12 protein-coding genes are annotated in these 15,063 nt (G+C 73.1%); 6 read left to right on the top strand and 6 right to left on the bottom strand.

Annotated features, from left to right (window positions below; genetic code table 11):
* Positions 1-3 precede the first annotated feature (3 nt).
* The 4 genes from AB4Y83_RS14605 to AB4Y83_RS14590 all read right to left on the bottom strand — a co-directional run bounded on the left by AB4Y83_RS14605 (position 4) and on the right by AB4Y83_RS14590 (position 5,802).
* A complete protein-coding gene (locus tag AB4Y83_RS14605) occupies positions 4-768 on the bottom strand; it encodes a class I SAM-dependent methyltransferase (protein ID WP_442275937.1) in 765 nt (254 codons plus the stop codon).
* A 63-nt stretch (positions 769-831) separates the two neighbouring features.
* Positions 832-4,857 carry a DNA polymerase III subunit alpha gene (locus tag AB4Y83_RS14600; RefSeq protein WP_442297327.1) on the bottom strand — a complete coding sequence of 1,342 codons (4,026 nt, stop codon included), beginning with the start codon at positions 4,855-4,857 and terminating at the stop codon, positions 832-834.
* 8 nt (positions 4,858-4,865) lie between these two features.
* The gene (locus AB4Y83_RS14595; protein WP_056781063.1) at positions 4,866-5,315 is read right to left on the bottom strand and encodes an SAV_6107 family HEPN domain-containing protein; all 450 of its coding nucleotides are present in this window, start codon (positions 5,313-5,315) and stop codon (positions 4,866-4,868) included.
* Between the two features lie 31 nt (positions 5,316-5,346).
* Positions 5,347-5,802 carry a DUF6504 family protein gene (locus AB4Y83_RS14590; protein ID WP_442297326.1) on the bottom strand — a complete coding sequence of 152 codons (456 nt, stop codon included), beginning with the start codon at positions 5,800-5,802 and terminating at the stop codon, positions 5,347-5,349.
* Between the two features lie 578 nt (positions 5,803-6,380).
* Between AB4Y83_RS14590 and AB4Y83_RS14585 the strand changes: the two genes are divergently transcribed.
* Together AB4Y83_RS14585 and AB4Y83_RS14580 are read left to right on the top strand one after the other, a co-directional pair.
* Positions 6,381-7,076, top strand: a complete 696-nt coding sequence (locus AB4Y83_RS14585; RefSeq protein ID WP_442297325.1) for a DUF4126 domain-containing protein — start codon at positions 6,381-6,383, stop codon at positions 7,074-7,076.
* Between the two features lie 161 nt (positions 7,077-7,237).
* A complete protein-coding gene (locus tag AB4Y83_RS14580) occupies positions 7,238-7,789 on the top strand; it encodes a hypothetical protein (RefSeq protein WP_442297324.1) in 552 nt (183 codons plus the stop codon).
* Positions 7,790-7,908: 119 nt separating this feature from the next.
* Here the strand turns inward: AB4Y83_RS14580 and AB4Y83_RS14575 are convergent, their stop codons facing one another.
* Complete coding sequence (locus AB4Y83_RS14575) at positions 7,909-8,817, bottom strand: methylenetetrahydrofolate reductase (RefSeq protein ID WP_442275932.1); 909 nt, start codon at positions 8,815-8,817, stop codon at positions 7,909-7,911.
* Between the two features lie 94 nt (positions 8,818-8,911).
* Between AB4Y83_RS14575 and AB4Y83_RS14570 the strand changes: the two genes are divergently transcribed.
* Positions 8,912-10,018, top strand: coding sequence for a polyprenyl synthetase family protein (locus tag AB4Y83_RS14570; RefSeq protein ID WP_442275931.1), 1,107 nt, complete (start codon positions 8,912-8,914; stop codon positions 10,016-10,018).
* A 59-nt stretch (positions 10,019-10,077) separates the two neighbouring features.
* Here AB4Y83_RS14570 and AB4Y83_RS14565 read toward each other — a convergent pair whose 3' ends face one another.
* Positions 10,078-10,476 carry an Rv2175c family DNA-binding protein gene (locus AB4Y83_RS14565; protein ID WP_442297323.1) on the bottom strand — a complete coding sequence of 133 codons (399 nt, stop codon included), beginning with the start codon at positions 10,474-10,476 and terminating at the stop codon, positions 10,078-10,080.
* 273 nt (positions 10,477-10,749) lie between these two features.
* Between AB4Y83_RS14565 and AB4Y83_RS14560 the strand changes: the two genes are divergently transcribed.
* The 3 genes from AB4Y83_RS14560 to AB4Y83_RS14550 all read left to right on the top strand — a co-directional run bounded on the left by AB4Y83_RS14560 (position 10,750) and on the right by AB4Y83_RS14550 (position 15,035).
* Complete coding sequence (locus AB4Y83_RS14560) at positions 10,750-11,940, top strand: LysM peptidoglycan-binding domain-containing protein (RefSeq protein WP_442297322.1); 1,191 nt, start codon at positions 10,750-10,752, stop codon at positions 11,938-11,940.
* Between the two features lie 195 nt (positions 11,941-12,135).
* Positions 12,136-14,127: a Stk1 family PASTA domain-containing Ser/Thr kinase gene (gene pknB / locus AB4Y83_RS14555; RefSeq protein WP_442297321.1), complete on the top strand. Its 1,992-nt coding sequence runs from the start codon at positions 12,136-12,138 to the stop codon at positions 14,125-14,127.
* Positions 14,128-14,135: 8 nt separating this feature from the next.
* Entirely contained in the window at positions 14,136-15,035 is a 900-nt protein-coding gene (locus AB4Y83_RS14550; protein ID WP_442297320.1) for a DMT family transporter, read from the top strand.
* Positions 15,036-15,063: the final 28 nt, after the last annotated feature.

The raw sequence follows: 15,063 nt of genomic DNA, 5'->3' as shown, positions 1-15,063 counted from the left end.
CGGTCAGTCGCGGCGCGCGACGACGTGGAGGGCATTGCCGAGGGTCCGGAGGAACTCGCGCCCCGGACCGGTGACGAGCAGCTCGTCGAGCTCGGCCAAGGCGACGCGGTCGGCCTCGGAGTCGATGAGCGAGGCCGGGACGAGGTGGCCGAGGATGTTGGTGCCACGCACCCGGACGTCGGTGAAGCCGGCGTCGGCGAGGAGCGTCTCGAGCTGCTCGACGTCGAAGCGGCGCGGCAGCGGGTCGGTGCTCCCCCAGCGACCGGAGGGGTCGACGAGGGCCGCACGGGCCTGGCCGAACTCACCGGCGATGGCCTTGGCGAAGACGACGGACAGCCGGCCGGAGACGAGCAGGGACAGGACGCCGCCGGCACCCAGCGCCTGCGCGATGGCGTGGAGCGTCGCCGCGGGGTCGTCGACGAACTCGAGCGTGCCGTGGCAGCAGGCGAGGTCGACGTGGCGCCCGGCCAGGACGGAGCCGAGGGAGTCGCCGTCGCCCTGGACGGCCGTGATGCGGTCGACGATGCCGGCCTCGCGGGCCCGGCGACCGAGCGAGGCGAGGGCGTCGGGGCTGGGGTCGACGACGGTGACGTGGTGACCGGCCTCGGCGAGCGGGACGGCGACACCACCGGTGCCGCCACCGAGGTCGAGCACCTCGAGCGGCCGGCCGAGGCGCTGCGAGCACTCGTCGGCGAGGTGTCCCACGGCCGAGACGACGGCCGACGGCCGGACCCCTCCACGTCGCTGGGGGCGCTGCTCGTCGGGCACGGGATCCTCCGTCTGGGAACGTGGTACGCGTGGTGCCGCGTGTGGTTCGTGTGCGTCATCACCCTAGTGCCCCGAGCTTCCCGGACTCGCGTGCCACAGCTTGCGTGGCGGGCCGCCCACCGTCTCGGTGGGCACGAGCCCGCTCGTGCCGCGCGGTCCCCGGACGTCGTCGCCCGCCGGCTTGATGTCGGCGTACGGCGACTGCTTGAACCCCGAGGCGTGGACGAGCACCCGCCGGCCGTCCGGCCCCTCGCCGACGCCGGCCCGTGCCCCATCGGGTCCGGCGAGCGCGGTGGCGCGCTCCCACGCCGACCGGTCGGCGGCCTCGAGCGCGTCGCGGACGGCGGTGATGCCCCCGGACGTCCACGCGTCCTGCAGGCCCGAGAGCTCCCACGCGCCGGTCGCCCGGATCGAGACGCCGCGTGGACCGGTGCGCCGCACGACCCCTCGGCAGAGCAGCAGCCACGAGTGGAAGACGGTGGCGGCATACGGGCCCTGGACGTCCTCGAAGAAGGTGAGGTCGGCCGGGCCGGTGGCGTCGTCGAGCGTGAGGAAGACGACGCGGCGCCCGGTGCGGATCGGCGGGGTCTGGGTGGCGACCTTGACCCCGGCGACGAGGACCTCGCGGCCGCTGCGCCCGGAGAGCAGGTCGCGCGCCCGGGTCACGCCGAGCGCGTCGAGCAGCGGGCCGTAGAAGTCGACGACGTGACCGCTCGCGTCGAGGCCGAGCACCTCGAGCTCGGCCCGGACCCGCTCCGGGCCGGTCATCTCCGGCAGGCCGCTCGTCGCGGAGAGCCGCGGCGTGTCGCCGAGGTCGAGCGTCAGCTGGGTCGCGATCTGCTCGGGCGCCCCGGCGGAGCCCTGCGACTGGGCTGCGGCGAGGGCTCGGATGTCTCCCGTGGCGGAGACGGACGTGACGCGACCCCGTGAGGAGCCCGGTCCCGACGACCGGCTCGCGGCCGAGACCCGATGGGAGGAGCGGCGTGACGACCGCTGCGAGGAGGACCAGCGGTCGAGCTCGGCGACGTGGAGCAGCAGGTCGCGCCGGGTGACCCGGCCACGACGGCCGAGGCCGCCCCGCGCCCGGCCCACGACCCCGGCCCCGCTCTCGTCGAGACGGGACGGACCACCGAGGTCGATGTCGTGCAACGAGTCGAATCCCCCTGCGAGCACGAGCTTCTCGGCGACGGGCCGCGACACGTGGGCGCGCTGCCAGAAGTCGGAGAGGCTGGAGTAGGGCTGTCCGGCGACGATCTGCGCGACCTCGGCCTCGCTGATGCCGTGGACGTCGGCGAGCGACAGCCGGATGGCCTCGCCGCCGTCGTCGGTGCGTTCGAAGCGGTAGGCGCCGGTCGAGACGTTGACGTCGAGCCCGAGGATCGCGATGCCGAAGGTGCGGGCGTCGTCGAGGATGAGGCGCTTGGGGTACATCCCGGGGTCGTGGGTGAGCACCCCGGCGAGGAAGGCTGCCGGGTGGTGCGTCTTGAGCCAGGCCGACTGGTAGGTGGGCAGCGCGAAGGCCGCGGCGTGCGCCTTGCAGAACCCGAACGAGGCGAACGCCTTGAGGACCTCCCAGATCTTGTCGGCGACCTCGGGCGCGTAGCCGCGGTCCCGGGCCGCCGGTCGCCACCACGCCTCGATCCGCTTCTGCCCGTCGGGCGTGCCGAGCGTACGGCGCACCTCGTCGGCCTGGGCGAGGGTCACCCCGGTGGTCTCGGCGACGATCATGAGCACCTGCTCGTGGAAGACGACGACGCCCTCGGTCTCCTCGAGCGCGGGGACGAGCGACGGGTGGAGGTAGGACGGGTCCTTCCACCCCTGCCTCGCGTTGAGGAACGGGATGATCATGTCGCTCTTGACCGGGCCGGGCCGGAAGAGCGAGATGTCGATGATGAGGTCGTCGAAGGTGCGCGGCCCGAACTTGCCGATGAGCTCGCGTTGTCCGGGGCTCTCGATCTGGAAGCAGCCGAGGGTCTTTGTCGAGCGGACGAGCTCGAAGGTCGGCTCGTCGTCGAAGGGCACCTGCGACTCGTCGTCGAGGTCGACGTGGTCGCCGTCGACGCGCTCGACCTCCTCGATCGCGTGCGCCATCGCGGACTGCATCCGGATGCCGAGGACGTCGAGCTTGAGCAGCCCCATCTCCTCGACGTCGTCCTTGTCGAACTGGCTCATCGGGAAGCCGAGCCAGCTCGCCTCGACGGGGGTGCGGTCGAGCAGGACGGAGTCGGACAGCACGACCCCGCACGGGTGCAGCGCGATGTGCCGGGGCAGGCCGTCGAGGCGCTCGACGATGTCGAACATCAGCTGCAGGCGCGGCACGTCGAGGCCGCTCGCCCGGAGCTCGGGCAGCTCGGCCAGGGCGTTGCGGACGTTGCGGGCGGCGATGTGCGGGAAGGCCTTGGCCATGGCGTCGACCTCGGGCGGCGGGAGCCCGAGCGCGGCCCCGGCGTCGCGGATCGCGTGGCGCACCCGGTAGGTGTCCATCATCGAGACGCACGTGACCCGGTCGCCGCCGAAGTGGTCGAGGATGCGCTCGTAGATCTCGGTGCGCCGGGCCGACTCGACGTCGATGTCGATGTCGGGCAGCTCGGCCCGCAGCGGCGAGCAGAAGCGCTCCATGAGCAGCCCGTGCCGCATCGGGTCGACGCCCGAGATGCCGAGGAGGTAGTTGACGAGCGACCCGGCCCCGGACCCGCGGGCGGCGACCCGCACGCTCATCTCGCGGATGAGGTCGCAGACCTGGGCGACGGTGAGGAAGTACGTCGCGTAGCCGAGCGTCTCGATGACGCCGAGCTCGTCCTCGAGACGGTCGCTGACGGCGACGAGCTCGCTCTCGGTGCGGCCGGGGTAGCGGGTCGGGATGGACTCGCGGCACCGTCGCGCGAGGACGCGGTGCGGGTTGGTGCCGGGCCGGATGCCGAGGACACCCGGCTCGGGCAGGTGGACCGAGCCGATGCCGAGGTCGGCCCGTGGGTCCTGGACGCACTCGGCGGCGAGCGCCGTCGTGCGGGCGAGCAGCTCGCGGGCCTGCTCGCGGGCCAGCGACCCGCCGCCGACGAGCCCCGGGCCGGAGACCTGGACGACGTCGAGGGCGAGCGCGTGCATGAGGGGCGTCGGCGAGAGGTGCCCGGCCGTCGTGACGCGGTCGAGGTGGCGCGCGTCGAGCGCGACGAGCCGCCGGGCGGCGTCGAGGACGTCGACGATGGCGGCGTCCTGCGGGTCGGCGTGGCGCACCGCGGCCGTGATGATGCTCGGCACGCCGACCTCGCGGGCGAGCGCGAGCATGCGTCCGGCCTGGCCGAGGCTGCCGGGCTGGTGCTCGGGCCCGCCGTGGCACACGACCTCGACGACGACGGCGCCCCGCGGCAGCAGCGCGACCCAGCGCTCGAKCGCCGCCCGGGCGTGGTCGCGTCGCTTGGCGAGCACCGCACGACCGACGTCGGAGTCGGGCCCGAGGAGCACGACGAGCGGGGACGGCCCACCGTCCGCCCCCGATGGCGTATGCCGTCCGCCTCGTCCATCGGGTCGACCCCGGCCCTCGGACCGGCCGGGCCGGTCGTCCTCCGCTGCGGACGGGACGGGCGGGGTGGGCAGCAGGCGCGCGTGCTCGGCGACGAGGGCCGCGGACGTGACCGGGTTGCCGCGCTCGCCGTGCAGGTGGGTGGCGGTGACGAGGCGACAGAGCGCCGCCCACCCGGCACCCGGGGCGAGGCCGGTGCTGCTGCCCCGGGCCAGCACCGTGACCCGCGGGAGCCGCGGGTCGACGAGGGCGCCGCCACGGACCGGGGTGCGCACGGGACGGCTGCGCTGGCGCTCGGGGTGCTCGGGGCCGAGGGCGAGATCGACGCCGAGGACCGGCGCGACGTCGTGCTCCATGCAGGAGCGGACGAACTTCACGGCGCCGTAGAGCCCGTCGCGGTCGGTCAGGGCGAGCGCCGGCTGCCCGAACGCCGCGGCACGCTCGACGAGCTGGTGCGGCTTGGCCGTGCCGTAGCGCATGGAGTAGCCGGACGCGACGTGCAGGTGCACGAAGCTCTCGGTGCTGCCGGCCGCGCTGCTCGTGCGGCCGCTGGTGATGGTGGTGGTCATGCCGGTCGTCACCCGCTCGCCCGGCTCCTCGAGACCGGGGTGATCGACTGCGGCAGCGGGATCGTCGCGGGGACACCGAGGAGGTCCTGGACGATCTCGAGGAACATCTCGGCCTGGCGCAGCAGGTCGTCGGACTCGCGTGCGCTGATGTGACCGCCGCGGTCGATGACCGACCGGTGCGCCGAGCAGGCGGCGAAGAAGGCGGCCCACTCCCCCAGCTCCGGGGCCACCCCGGGCAGCACCTGCCACACGCTGCGCGGTCGCGAACGTGGCGACGGCACGGTGCGGGCGGCGACGAGGGCCGCGGCGGCGCGCAGGGCTCCGAGGTGGGCGTCGCGATAGCGCTCGGACGCGTCGCTCGTGCGGCACGCGGTCTCGAGGGTGGTCCGGCCCCGCTCGAGCAGGTCGAGCACGGCGACCGAGATGGGTGGGCGGCGCAGGTCGTGGGCGGTGGTCATGGTGGTTCCTCTCCTCTCTCGTCTCATGGGCTCAGTCGGCGACCCGGACGAGCGACCAGTGGTCGCCGCGCGGGGACTCGTCGTGGGCGAGGTCGTAGACCCCGGGCGTGAACGACCATCCCGGGCTCGCCTCGACGCGCCAGACGTGCTGCTCGCTCGCCGCGGCGACGAGCGTCTCGCCGGGACGGACCTGCGCCTCGTCGGCCTCGAGCGCGTCGTGCCACCAGGCCCGCCGCTCGCGCCACTGGGCGAGGACGCCTCGGACGACGTAGAGGCGCYCGCGCCAGATGAACGCCTCGGGTGGCGCCTCGAGGGACCCGGCCTCGGAACCCGAGGGTCCCGACGACCCGGAGTCCCGTGAGGACCTCGAGGACCCGGGCGGACGGGTCGACCTTCCGACCGGACCACCGGAGCCCACGACGGACTGCTCCTGCTGCTCCCGCTCGCGCACTCTCACCTGCACGGCGTCACTGAACCTGCGCACCACGACACGTCTCCCTCGGACACGTCGAGGCCGGACATCACGACCCAGACCACCCGCGCCCCACACGAGCGGTCCGACACCAACCGACGACTTGAACTGACAACTGACTGACAACTGACTGGCTCGGACACCGGCTCGGACCTCACCTCCCGGGCACCTCACCCGAAGAGACGACGTTCGAACACCTGTTCTATACTCGAAGCCTAACCCCTGGCGCCGACAGCCTGTCAAGACGGTCCGCGGGTCACGTCCACGCGATCCCGAGCCGCCGCAGCCGACCTCTCCGCACGCGTCCGTTTCGCCCCGCTCCGGACCGATCTGAGTACCCGTGCTCAGGTCCGTGCGGCGTCCCCGGCGACAGAGTGATGGCGCGGGTTCGGTCCGCGAACGGAGGGGCGCAGGGGTCCTGTCCGCTCACGGATCGGGCCCGTTCCGCTGCCCCCTCCGCCGCCTGCAGCGCGCCCCGTTGCGCCACCCCCGGGAATACGGGAGCGTCAGGGACGTTGGACCTGGGCTCGGCCGACCGGTCGGGCCACAGCCGCACCGGCGCACCGCGACCGGCGCACGACCGAAGGGGTGTCGTGGGCGCCGAGCTCATCCCCATGGCCTTCACCACCGGGTGGGGCAGCGGCATCAACGCGTACGCCGTCGTGCTCGTCCTCGGGCTGGCCGACAAGGTCTTCAACCTGAGCCAGATCCCGAACGCCTTGGCTCGCACCGACGTGCTCATCGGGGCGGCCGTCCTCTTCGTCGTCGAGATGTTCGCCGACAAGATCCCCTACGTCGACTCCGCCTGGGACTCCGTGCACACCGTCGTCAGACCGGCCGTCGGGGCGACGATCGGCTACCTCATCGGCCACGACACGGCGAGCCTCGACGCCGCCGTGGGCGCGGCGACCGGTGGTGTCACGGCCCTCATCTCGCACGGGATCAAGGCCGGGCTGCGCGCTGCCGTCAACACCTCCCCCGAACCGGCGAGCAACGTCCTCGTCAGCACCACCGAGGACGTGACCGTCACCGGCGTCACCGCCCTCGCCATCGCGCACCCGTGGTGGGCCGCTGCCATCGCCCTGCTCTTCCTCGTGCTCGGCGCGTTCCTCGTCTACAAGCTGGCCGCACGCATCCGCCGCTACAAGCGCCGCTACGACGCCTGGGGCGAACGCGTCGGCATCGCCGTGCCCTCCGAGCGCCGGGAGCGCCGCGGGACCGCTGCGCCACCGCCGCCGTCGGCCCGGGCCGACGAGCGTCTCGAGCGACCCTTCGACCAGGAGACCTGACCGGCCCGCCCGGTGAGCGCCGCCACCCCCGGACCTGGGTCCCCACAGGTCCGCAGTCCTCTCACAGGACCTCCCCACCCTGACGAGGGTGGGGACACAGGGCTGTTGCCGACGGTGGACACGGCTGGCACGAGGCCAGCCCATCGAAGGAGTGGGAACGCATGAAGAACAAGACCATCGCGCTGGCAGGCGCCGGCATCGTGGCCGCGTCGGCGCTCGCGCTCGGTGGGGCCGCCCTCGCGAGCGCGGACGAGACGGGTGCCACCCGCACCACCACCAGCTACGGCCAGCTCGGCGAGGGCCCCCGGGCCAACGGCAACACCAACGGCAACACCAACGGCAAGACCGACGGCAACACCGACCCGAGCAAGCCGATGCGCTTCGACGAGACGCTGCTCACGGGCGACGTCGCCGCCACGGTGACGGCGGCCGCCAAGGCCAAGGAGCCGACCGCGACGATCGAGCGCGTCGAGACCGACTCGGACGGCGTCTACGAGGCGCACATGGTGCGCACCGACGGCACCCACATCACGGTGCAGGTCGACGCGTCCTTCGCCGTGACGGCCGTCCAGGAGGGCGGACCTGGCGGGACGGGCGGACCCGGTGGCCGTGGCGGTGACCACGACGGCGACGGCCCCCAGGGCCAGTCGGGCCAATCGGGCGAGGCCCCGGCCTCCCCCAACGGCACGGCCACCCCGCCGAGCACCACCTGACCGACCCGGCCCACGCACCGGACGGCCGGCCCTTCCCTGGGGGCCGGTCGTCCTCGTGTCGTCGGGCTGGCCGCACCTCCAGCCGGGGGGGCCCCTCGTCCTCCGAGTCTCCGCGCCGGTCAGAGGTTGCCGAAGACCTCGAGCGTCGCCGACGACCGGTTCATCGTGATGAAGTGGATGCCGGGAGCACCCTCGTCGAGCAGGCGGCGCGACGACTCCGTGGCGATCGCCATGCCCTCGGCGCGGACCCCGGCGGCGTCGTCGCCGTGTCGCTCGAGACGGTCGGTGACCGCGGTCGGCATCGGCTGCCCTGCCAGCTGCGCCATGCGCACCACCTGACGGGCGTTGGTGATCGGCATGATCGCCGGGACGACCGGCAGCCGCGACCCGCGCCGGGCGAGCTCGTCGCGCAGCCGGAGGTAGTGGTCGACGTCGAAGACCATCTGGGTGATGGCGAACTCGGCGCCGGCGCGCTCCTTGCGGATCAGGGTCTCTGCGTCCTCGCTGATGTCGCCCGACTCGGGGTGGCCGTCGGGGAAGGCCGCGACACCGACGGTGAAGTCGCCGAGCCCCCGGACCAGTGCGACGAGCTCGTCGGCGTGGTCGAGGCCCTCGGGGTGCGCCACCCACGGCTGGCCGAGGCCGCCCTGGGGGTCACCGCGCAGGGCCAGGATGTTGCGGACCCCAGCGGCGGCATACGACCCGACGATGCTGCGCAGCTCGGCGACGGAGTGCCCGACGCACGTCAGGTGCGCCATGGGCGTCAGCGAGGTCGCCTCGAGGACGCGCTGGGTGAGCCGGACGGTGCGGTCGCGGGTGCCGCCGCCGGCGCCGTAGGTGATCGAGACGAAGCTCGGCGACACCTTCTCGAGGCGTCGGATGGCGTCCCAGAGCTGCGCCTCGGACGCGTCGTCCTTGGGCGGGAAGAACTCGAAGCTGTACGTCGGGGTGTCGGCCTCGATCATCGCCGGGATGGACCGCGTGAACCGCTCCGCCCGCGCCATCGAGGATGCCGTGCCGTGTGCCATGCCGCACACCATAAGCCGCGCGCGTCCGCGGTGTCCGGGCTGTTCACGGGCGCACCCGCGCGCCGCGTAGGCTGACCCCGATTCCCGCGACTCGATGGAGGACCCCGTGCAGACCCCCACCGACCTCGATGTGCTGCGCCGTCGGGTGCAGCAGGCGATCGACGGGCAGATCGCCGGGGCCACGCAGTCGCTGGCCGCGATCGGAGAGGAGACAGCCCCGCTCGTCGCGGCCGTGTCCGGCCTGCTGACCGGCGGCAAGGGTCTGCGCGCCGGCTTCCTCTACTGGGGCTACCGCGCCGCCGGTGGCGCCGACTCCGACGCCCTCGTGCGCCTGGCCGCGAGCATGGAGTTCTTCCAGGGCGCCGCCCTGCTCCACGACGACGTCATGGACCGCAGCGACACGAGACGGGGTATGCCGTCCGCGCACCGTGCCGTCGCCTCGCTGCACCAGGCGCGTGGCTGGGCGGGTGACGCCGACCGCTTCGGCGAGGGCACCGCGATCCTGGCCGGCGACCTGTGCCTCACGTGGTGCGACGAGCTGTACGCGACGTGCGGCCTGCCCGCCGACGAGCTGGCCCGCGGCCGTCAGCTCTTCGACTCGATGCGCACGCAGCTCATGGGCGGCCAGTTCCTCGACCTGCTCGAGTCCGCCCGCGGCTGGGACGGGCTCGACCTCGACGCCCGGGTCGCCTCGGCGCGCAAGGTGATCCGCTTCAAGAGCGCGAAGTACACCATCGAGCACCCGCTGCTCATCGGGGCGCTCGTCGGCGGCGCGCCGGACGGGTCGCTCGCTCCCCTGTCGGACTACGGCCTCGCCCTCGGGGAGGCGTTCCAGCTGCGCGACGACCTGCTCGGCGTCTTCGGCGACCCCGAGGCCACCGGCAAGCCCGCGGGTGACGACCTGCGCGAGGGCAAGCGCACCGTGCTCGTGGCCCACGCCCTCGACGCGGCGTCCGACACCGACCGCGACACGGTCGAGAGCCTCCTCGGGCGCGACGACCTCGAGCTCGCGGGCGTCGAGGCGATCCGCAGGGTGCTGCTCGACACCGGAGCGGTCGACCGGGTCGAGAGCCTCATCGCGACCCTGGCCGACGAGTCCTGCCGCGCCGTCGACCGGGCCCGGGCGACAGGCTCCTACGACACGTCGGCGCTCGACGTCCTCGAGGCGCTCGTCGCGGTCTCGACGGCCCGCCGGTCCTGACGACCCGCCGGTCCTGACGAATCGGCCGGACGGCATACGCCCTCGGTCCGTCGGACGCRTCAGAAAGCGAGCTCCTGCGCCCGGCGCCGGATCTCGGTCTTGTGGCCGGCCAGCATGGCGTCGATGGGAGCGCCCTCGACGGGCAGCGTCTCGTCGGGGGTGTGCAGCCACTCGATGATCGCGTCGTCGTCCATGCCGCCGTCGGCGAGCACGGTGAAGGTCCCGCGCAGCTCGGGCCGCGGGCCGGTCTCGTCGAAGAACTTCGCCGGGATCGCGACGACGCGCCGCTCACCGATGCGGGCCGCGAGCACCTCGCGGTCGGCGATGAGCTGGCGCACCTGCGACAGCTGCAGACCGAACCGCTCGGCAACGTCGGGAACGGTCAGCCACTCCCCGACGAGCGACTCGAGGTCACGGGTGGTGGGCACGTCGGGCTGCAGCTCAGGGGTCTCGCTCACAGGACGAGAGTCTGCCACCGTCCCGACCGGTCCGCGCACCCCGCCGACCGAGGCGGGCTGGAGCAGAACGGGGCGAATTACACGGGTGTATTTATGTTTTAGTGCTCAATTATGCGCTATCGTCACAGGCGCCACTCCGCTCACAAGCGTCACATAGCACCTCACAACACTGCAGCAGCACCACAGCACCCTCCAGCACCTCACCGAACCCCTTCCGAACGCCCCTCCACGCTTCTCGAACTCAGCTCGGGCTCCAGGAAAGGACTCCACCCCATGCCCTTCGCCGACGTCGCCGCGCTCGCGCTACCCGCACACGCCGCCGTGGCCCCCGTGGCCGCCACCCCGTGGAAGACCGTCACGGTCCGCCCGGGTGACACGATCTGGCACCTCGCCCTCGCCAACCACACGACCGTCCAGGCGATCGTCGAGAAGAACCGGCTGACCGCACGCGGTTCGGTGATCCACCCGGGGCAGAAGCTGCTCGTGCCCGGTCGCCCCTCGGCGACCCCGGCCCGGTCCGCCGCGTCGACGGCGTCAAGCGTCCGCCCGGCGAGCACGACCGCCACCGTCATCCACGTCGTGCGTGCGGGCGAGACGATGAGCGGGATCGCCAAGCGCTACGGGGTCTCGCTGACCAAGCTCCTCGCCGCGAACCGGCTCGCCAACGCAGGACTCATCTTCGTCGGGCAGCGGATCAGCGTGCCCGGAGCGAAGGCACCGGCCACCCCGACGCCGTCGGCGCCCAAGCCCTCCACCCCGACGCCCTCGAAGCCGGCGACGGGACCGACGACCCCGAGCGGTGCCGGCACGATCTACGTCGTCAAGGCCGGCGACAGCATGAGCGTCATCGCACAGCGCTACGGCGTCTCGCTGACCAAGCTGCTCGCGGCCAACAAGCTGGCCGACGCGAGCCGCATCTACGTGGGCCAGAAGATCGTCATCCCCGGCACCGTCTCGGCCCCCGCGCCCACGACACCGGCACCCGCCCCGGCCCCCGCGCCCGGCTACCAGTACCCCAGCAAGACCGCGCAGGCCGTCGCCGAGAGCAAGGCCAAGCTCGCGGCCATGGACGTGCCGAGCCGCACCGACACCGCCGCGATGATCCGGGCGACCGCGACCCGCCAGGGCGTCGACCCGAAGCTCGCTCTCGCCATCGGCTACCTCGAGTCCGGGTGGTACCAGCGCGCCGTCTCCTACACCAACGCCGTCGGCGTCATGCAGCTCATGCCGGTGGCCCAGACATGGGCCTCGCAGCTCGCGGGCCGGACGCTCGACCGTTACGACACGCAGGACAACATCACCGGAGGCGTCCTCATCATCCGCGCCCTGCAGGCCAGCGCGGACTCGCGCGAGCAGGCCATCGCCGGCTACTACCAGGGCCTCTACTCGGTCCGCACCAAGGGCATGTACGAGGACACGAAGCGCTACGTGGCCAACGTCATGGCCGTCTACGACCGGCTCTGACGGGGTGCCGCTCCGCGTCCCGGGCCGCCCGACGGGGAGGTCGCCGGACGGCCCCTCGGGCGCGGAGCGCAGGCGGAGGTCTCGCGGTGGGCCTGACCGGCGCGCCCATCGGGGCGGGCAGCGCGCCCGCACCGCGAGACCCCGCCGCGGCTGGCCTGCACGGGATGCGCAGACCCAGCCCGTAAACTGCGGGGCGTGACGTCCAGCGTGGCGGACGCCCTCGTCGGTCGGGTGATCGACGGCAGGTACCGCATCCTCTCCCACCTCGCAGACGGAGGCATGGCCTCTGTCTACGTGGCGCTGGACGGACGGCTCGACCGGGAGGTGGCGCTCAAGATCATGCGCCCCGGCCTCGCCACCGACGACGTCTTCGTCGAGCGCTTCCGCGCCGAGGCCCGGTCCGCGGCCCGCCTGAGCCACCCCAACGTCGTGGCCGTCTTCGACCAGGGCGAGGACGACGGCGAGGTCTTCCTCGCCATGGAGCTCGTCGAGGGCAAGACCCTGCGTGACGTCATCCACGAGGAGGCGCCCCTCACGGCACGTGAGGCGCTCGCCATCCTCGAGCCCATTCTCCTGGCGCTCAGGGCGGCCCACGTGGCCGGCATGATCCACCGCGACGTCAAGCCCGAGAACGTCATCGTGCGACGCGACGGTGAGGTGAAGGTCGCCGACTTCGGCCTCGCCCGCGCCATCACCAACCAGGCCGCGACGAGCCAGACGGGCGTCCTGCTGGGCACCGTCTCCTACCTCTCCCCCGAGCAGGTGGAGCGCGGCGTCGCCGACACCCGCAGCGACGTGTATGCCGCCGGCCTGCTCCTCTTCGAGATGCTCACCGGTCGCAAGGCCGTGACCGGTGGCACCCCGATCCAGATCGCGTACAACCACGTCCACGGCTCGATCGTCACGCCGAGCTCGGTCGTCCCCGGTGTCCCCACCGAGCTCGACGAGCTCGTCGCCCGCGCGACGGCACTCGAGCCCGAGGACCGCTTCGAGTCGGCCGCCGCGTTCGTCGCTGCGCTGCGGGGGGTGCGCCGCGGCCTCACGGCCGACGAGCTCGACCGACGTGGCAGCGCGGTCGCCACCGACCCCGGCACCACCTCGGTGCTGCCGTCCGTCTCGTCGACGACGCACCTGCCCGCCCCGGCTCGGCCGGAGCGGGCCGACCTGCCGAGCTCCCCCGAGCGCCACCGCACCCGACCCAACGAGGTCGGACGCGCGGCCCTCGCCAGGATGCCCGTCCACGACGACGGTCCCGCACTCGAGCACACCGCAGCCATGCCGATCGACCGACGGGCCGGCCGCCGACGACGGTGGCCGCTCTGGCTCGCGGCCGTCCTCGTCGTCGGCGGTGTCGCGTTCGGAGGCTGGTGGTTCACGGCCGGACCGGGAGGCTCGACCGTCGTGCCGGCCGTCGTCGGTCAGCCGGTCGCTCAGGCCGAGGGCGCGATCGAACAGGCCGCCCTGACGGTCGAGACCGTCGAGGAGTTCTCCGAGGGCAGGGCCAAGGGCGTCGTGCTCCGCGTCGAGCCCGGCGCGGGGAGCGAGCTCGGCAAGGAGTCGACCGTCCGTCTCGTCGTCTCCAAGGGCAAGGAGCGGTATGCCGTCCCGAAGCTCGTCGGCGCCCGGCTCGGCGACGTCGGGGCGACCCTGTCACCCCTGACGCTCCGGCTCGGCGGCCGCTCCGAGGAGTGGAGCGAGACGGTGGCCAAGGGAGTCGTCATCTCCCAGGACCCCGCACCCGGCGAGTCCGTCAAGCGCAGCACCTCGGTGTCCGTCGTCGTCTCGAAGGGGCGCGAGCCGATCGAGGTGCCCACGGTCACCGGCGCACCGTTCGACGCGGCCTCGGCAGCCATCACGAGGGCCGGGCTCACGGTGCAGCGCGGCGAGGACGTCAACAGCGACGCCGTGCCCGCCGGCCAGGTCGTCTCGCAGTCACCCGACAAGGGCACGCTGCACCGGGGCGACGCCGTCACGGTCGTCGTGTCGAAGGGGCCGGTGCTGGTGCCCGTGCCCAACGTCTCCGACCAGCAGGACACCGCCGCCGAGAAGACGTTGACCGATCTCGGCTTCACGGTCGACAAGCAGTACCCCTTCGGTGAGCTCTTCGAGAAGAAGGTCCGGGCCCAGGACCCCGCAGCGGGCACGCCCGTGCCCAAGGGCACGACGATCCACCTGACGATCGTCTGAGGCCGTCCGTGACACCTGCGGCGCGCACGCGCCTGGGCACCCTGCTCCTCGTCGCCCTCACCGCCGTGTGGGGCTCGACGTTCTTCCTCATCCGCGATCTCGTCGAGACCGTCCCGCCCGTCGACTTCCTCGCGGTGCGTTTCAGCCTGTCCGCGGTCATCATGCTCCTCGTGTTCTGGCGACCGGTGCGGGCCCTGAGCCGTCGTCAGGTCCTCGTCGGAGTCGGTCTCGGCGCCCTCTACGGTCTGGCCCAGATCTTCCAGACGCAGGGCCTCGCGACGACACCGGCCTCCGTGTCGGGCTTCATCACCGGCACCTACGTCGTGCTCACCCCGGTCTTCACCGCCGTCCTGCTGCGCGAGCGCGTGGCCGGATCCACCTGGGCGGCGGTCGGGCTCGCGACCGTGGGCCTGGCCCTGCTCTCGCTCAACGGCTTCTCCGTCGGGGTCGGCGAGGCCATCACCCTGCTCGCCGCCGCTCTCTACGCCCTGCACATCGTCGGCCTCGGCCGCTACAGCGCCTCGGAGATCGCGACCGGTCTGTCCGTCGTGCAGATGGTCGTCATCGCCGTGCTCTGCGTCGTCGGCGCCCTGCCCGGTGGCGTCGTCCTGCCGAGCGGGCCGGGCCAGTGGGCGTCGGTGCTCTACATGGTCGTCTTCGCCAGCATCCTGGCCCTGTGGGTCCAGACGTGGGCGCAGGCGCACATGCCGGCCACGCGGGCGGCCATCGTCATGACGCTCGAGCCGGTCTTCGCGGCGTTCTTCGCCGTGACCCTGGGCGACGAGACCGCGACGCTGCGGATGGTCATCGGCGGCGCGCTCGTGCTCACCGCGATGTACGCCGTCGAGCTCCTCGCGCGGCGGCGCCCGGGCGAGCTGCCCGCCGAGGCCCTCCACCACGAGGTCTGACCCCGACCACGGACGTCCGTTCGAGGTC

This window comes from Terrabacter sp. RAF57, assembly GCF_052113925.1.
GTDB lineage: Bacteria > Actinomycetota > Actinomycetes > Actinomycetales > Dermatophilaceae > Terrabacter.
Note: the sequence above shows the minus strand (reverse complement) of the source record. Positions and strands in the feature narration are given on the sequence as shown.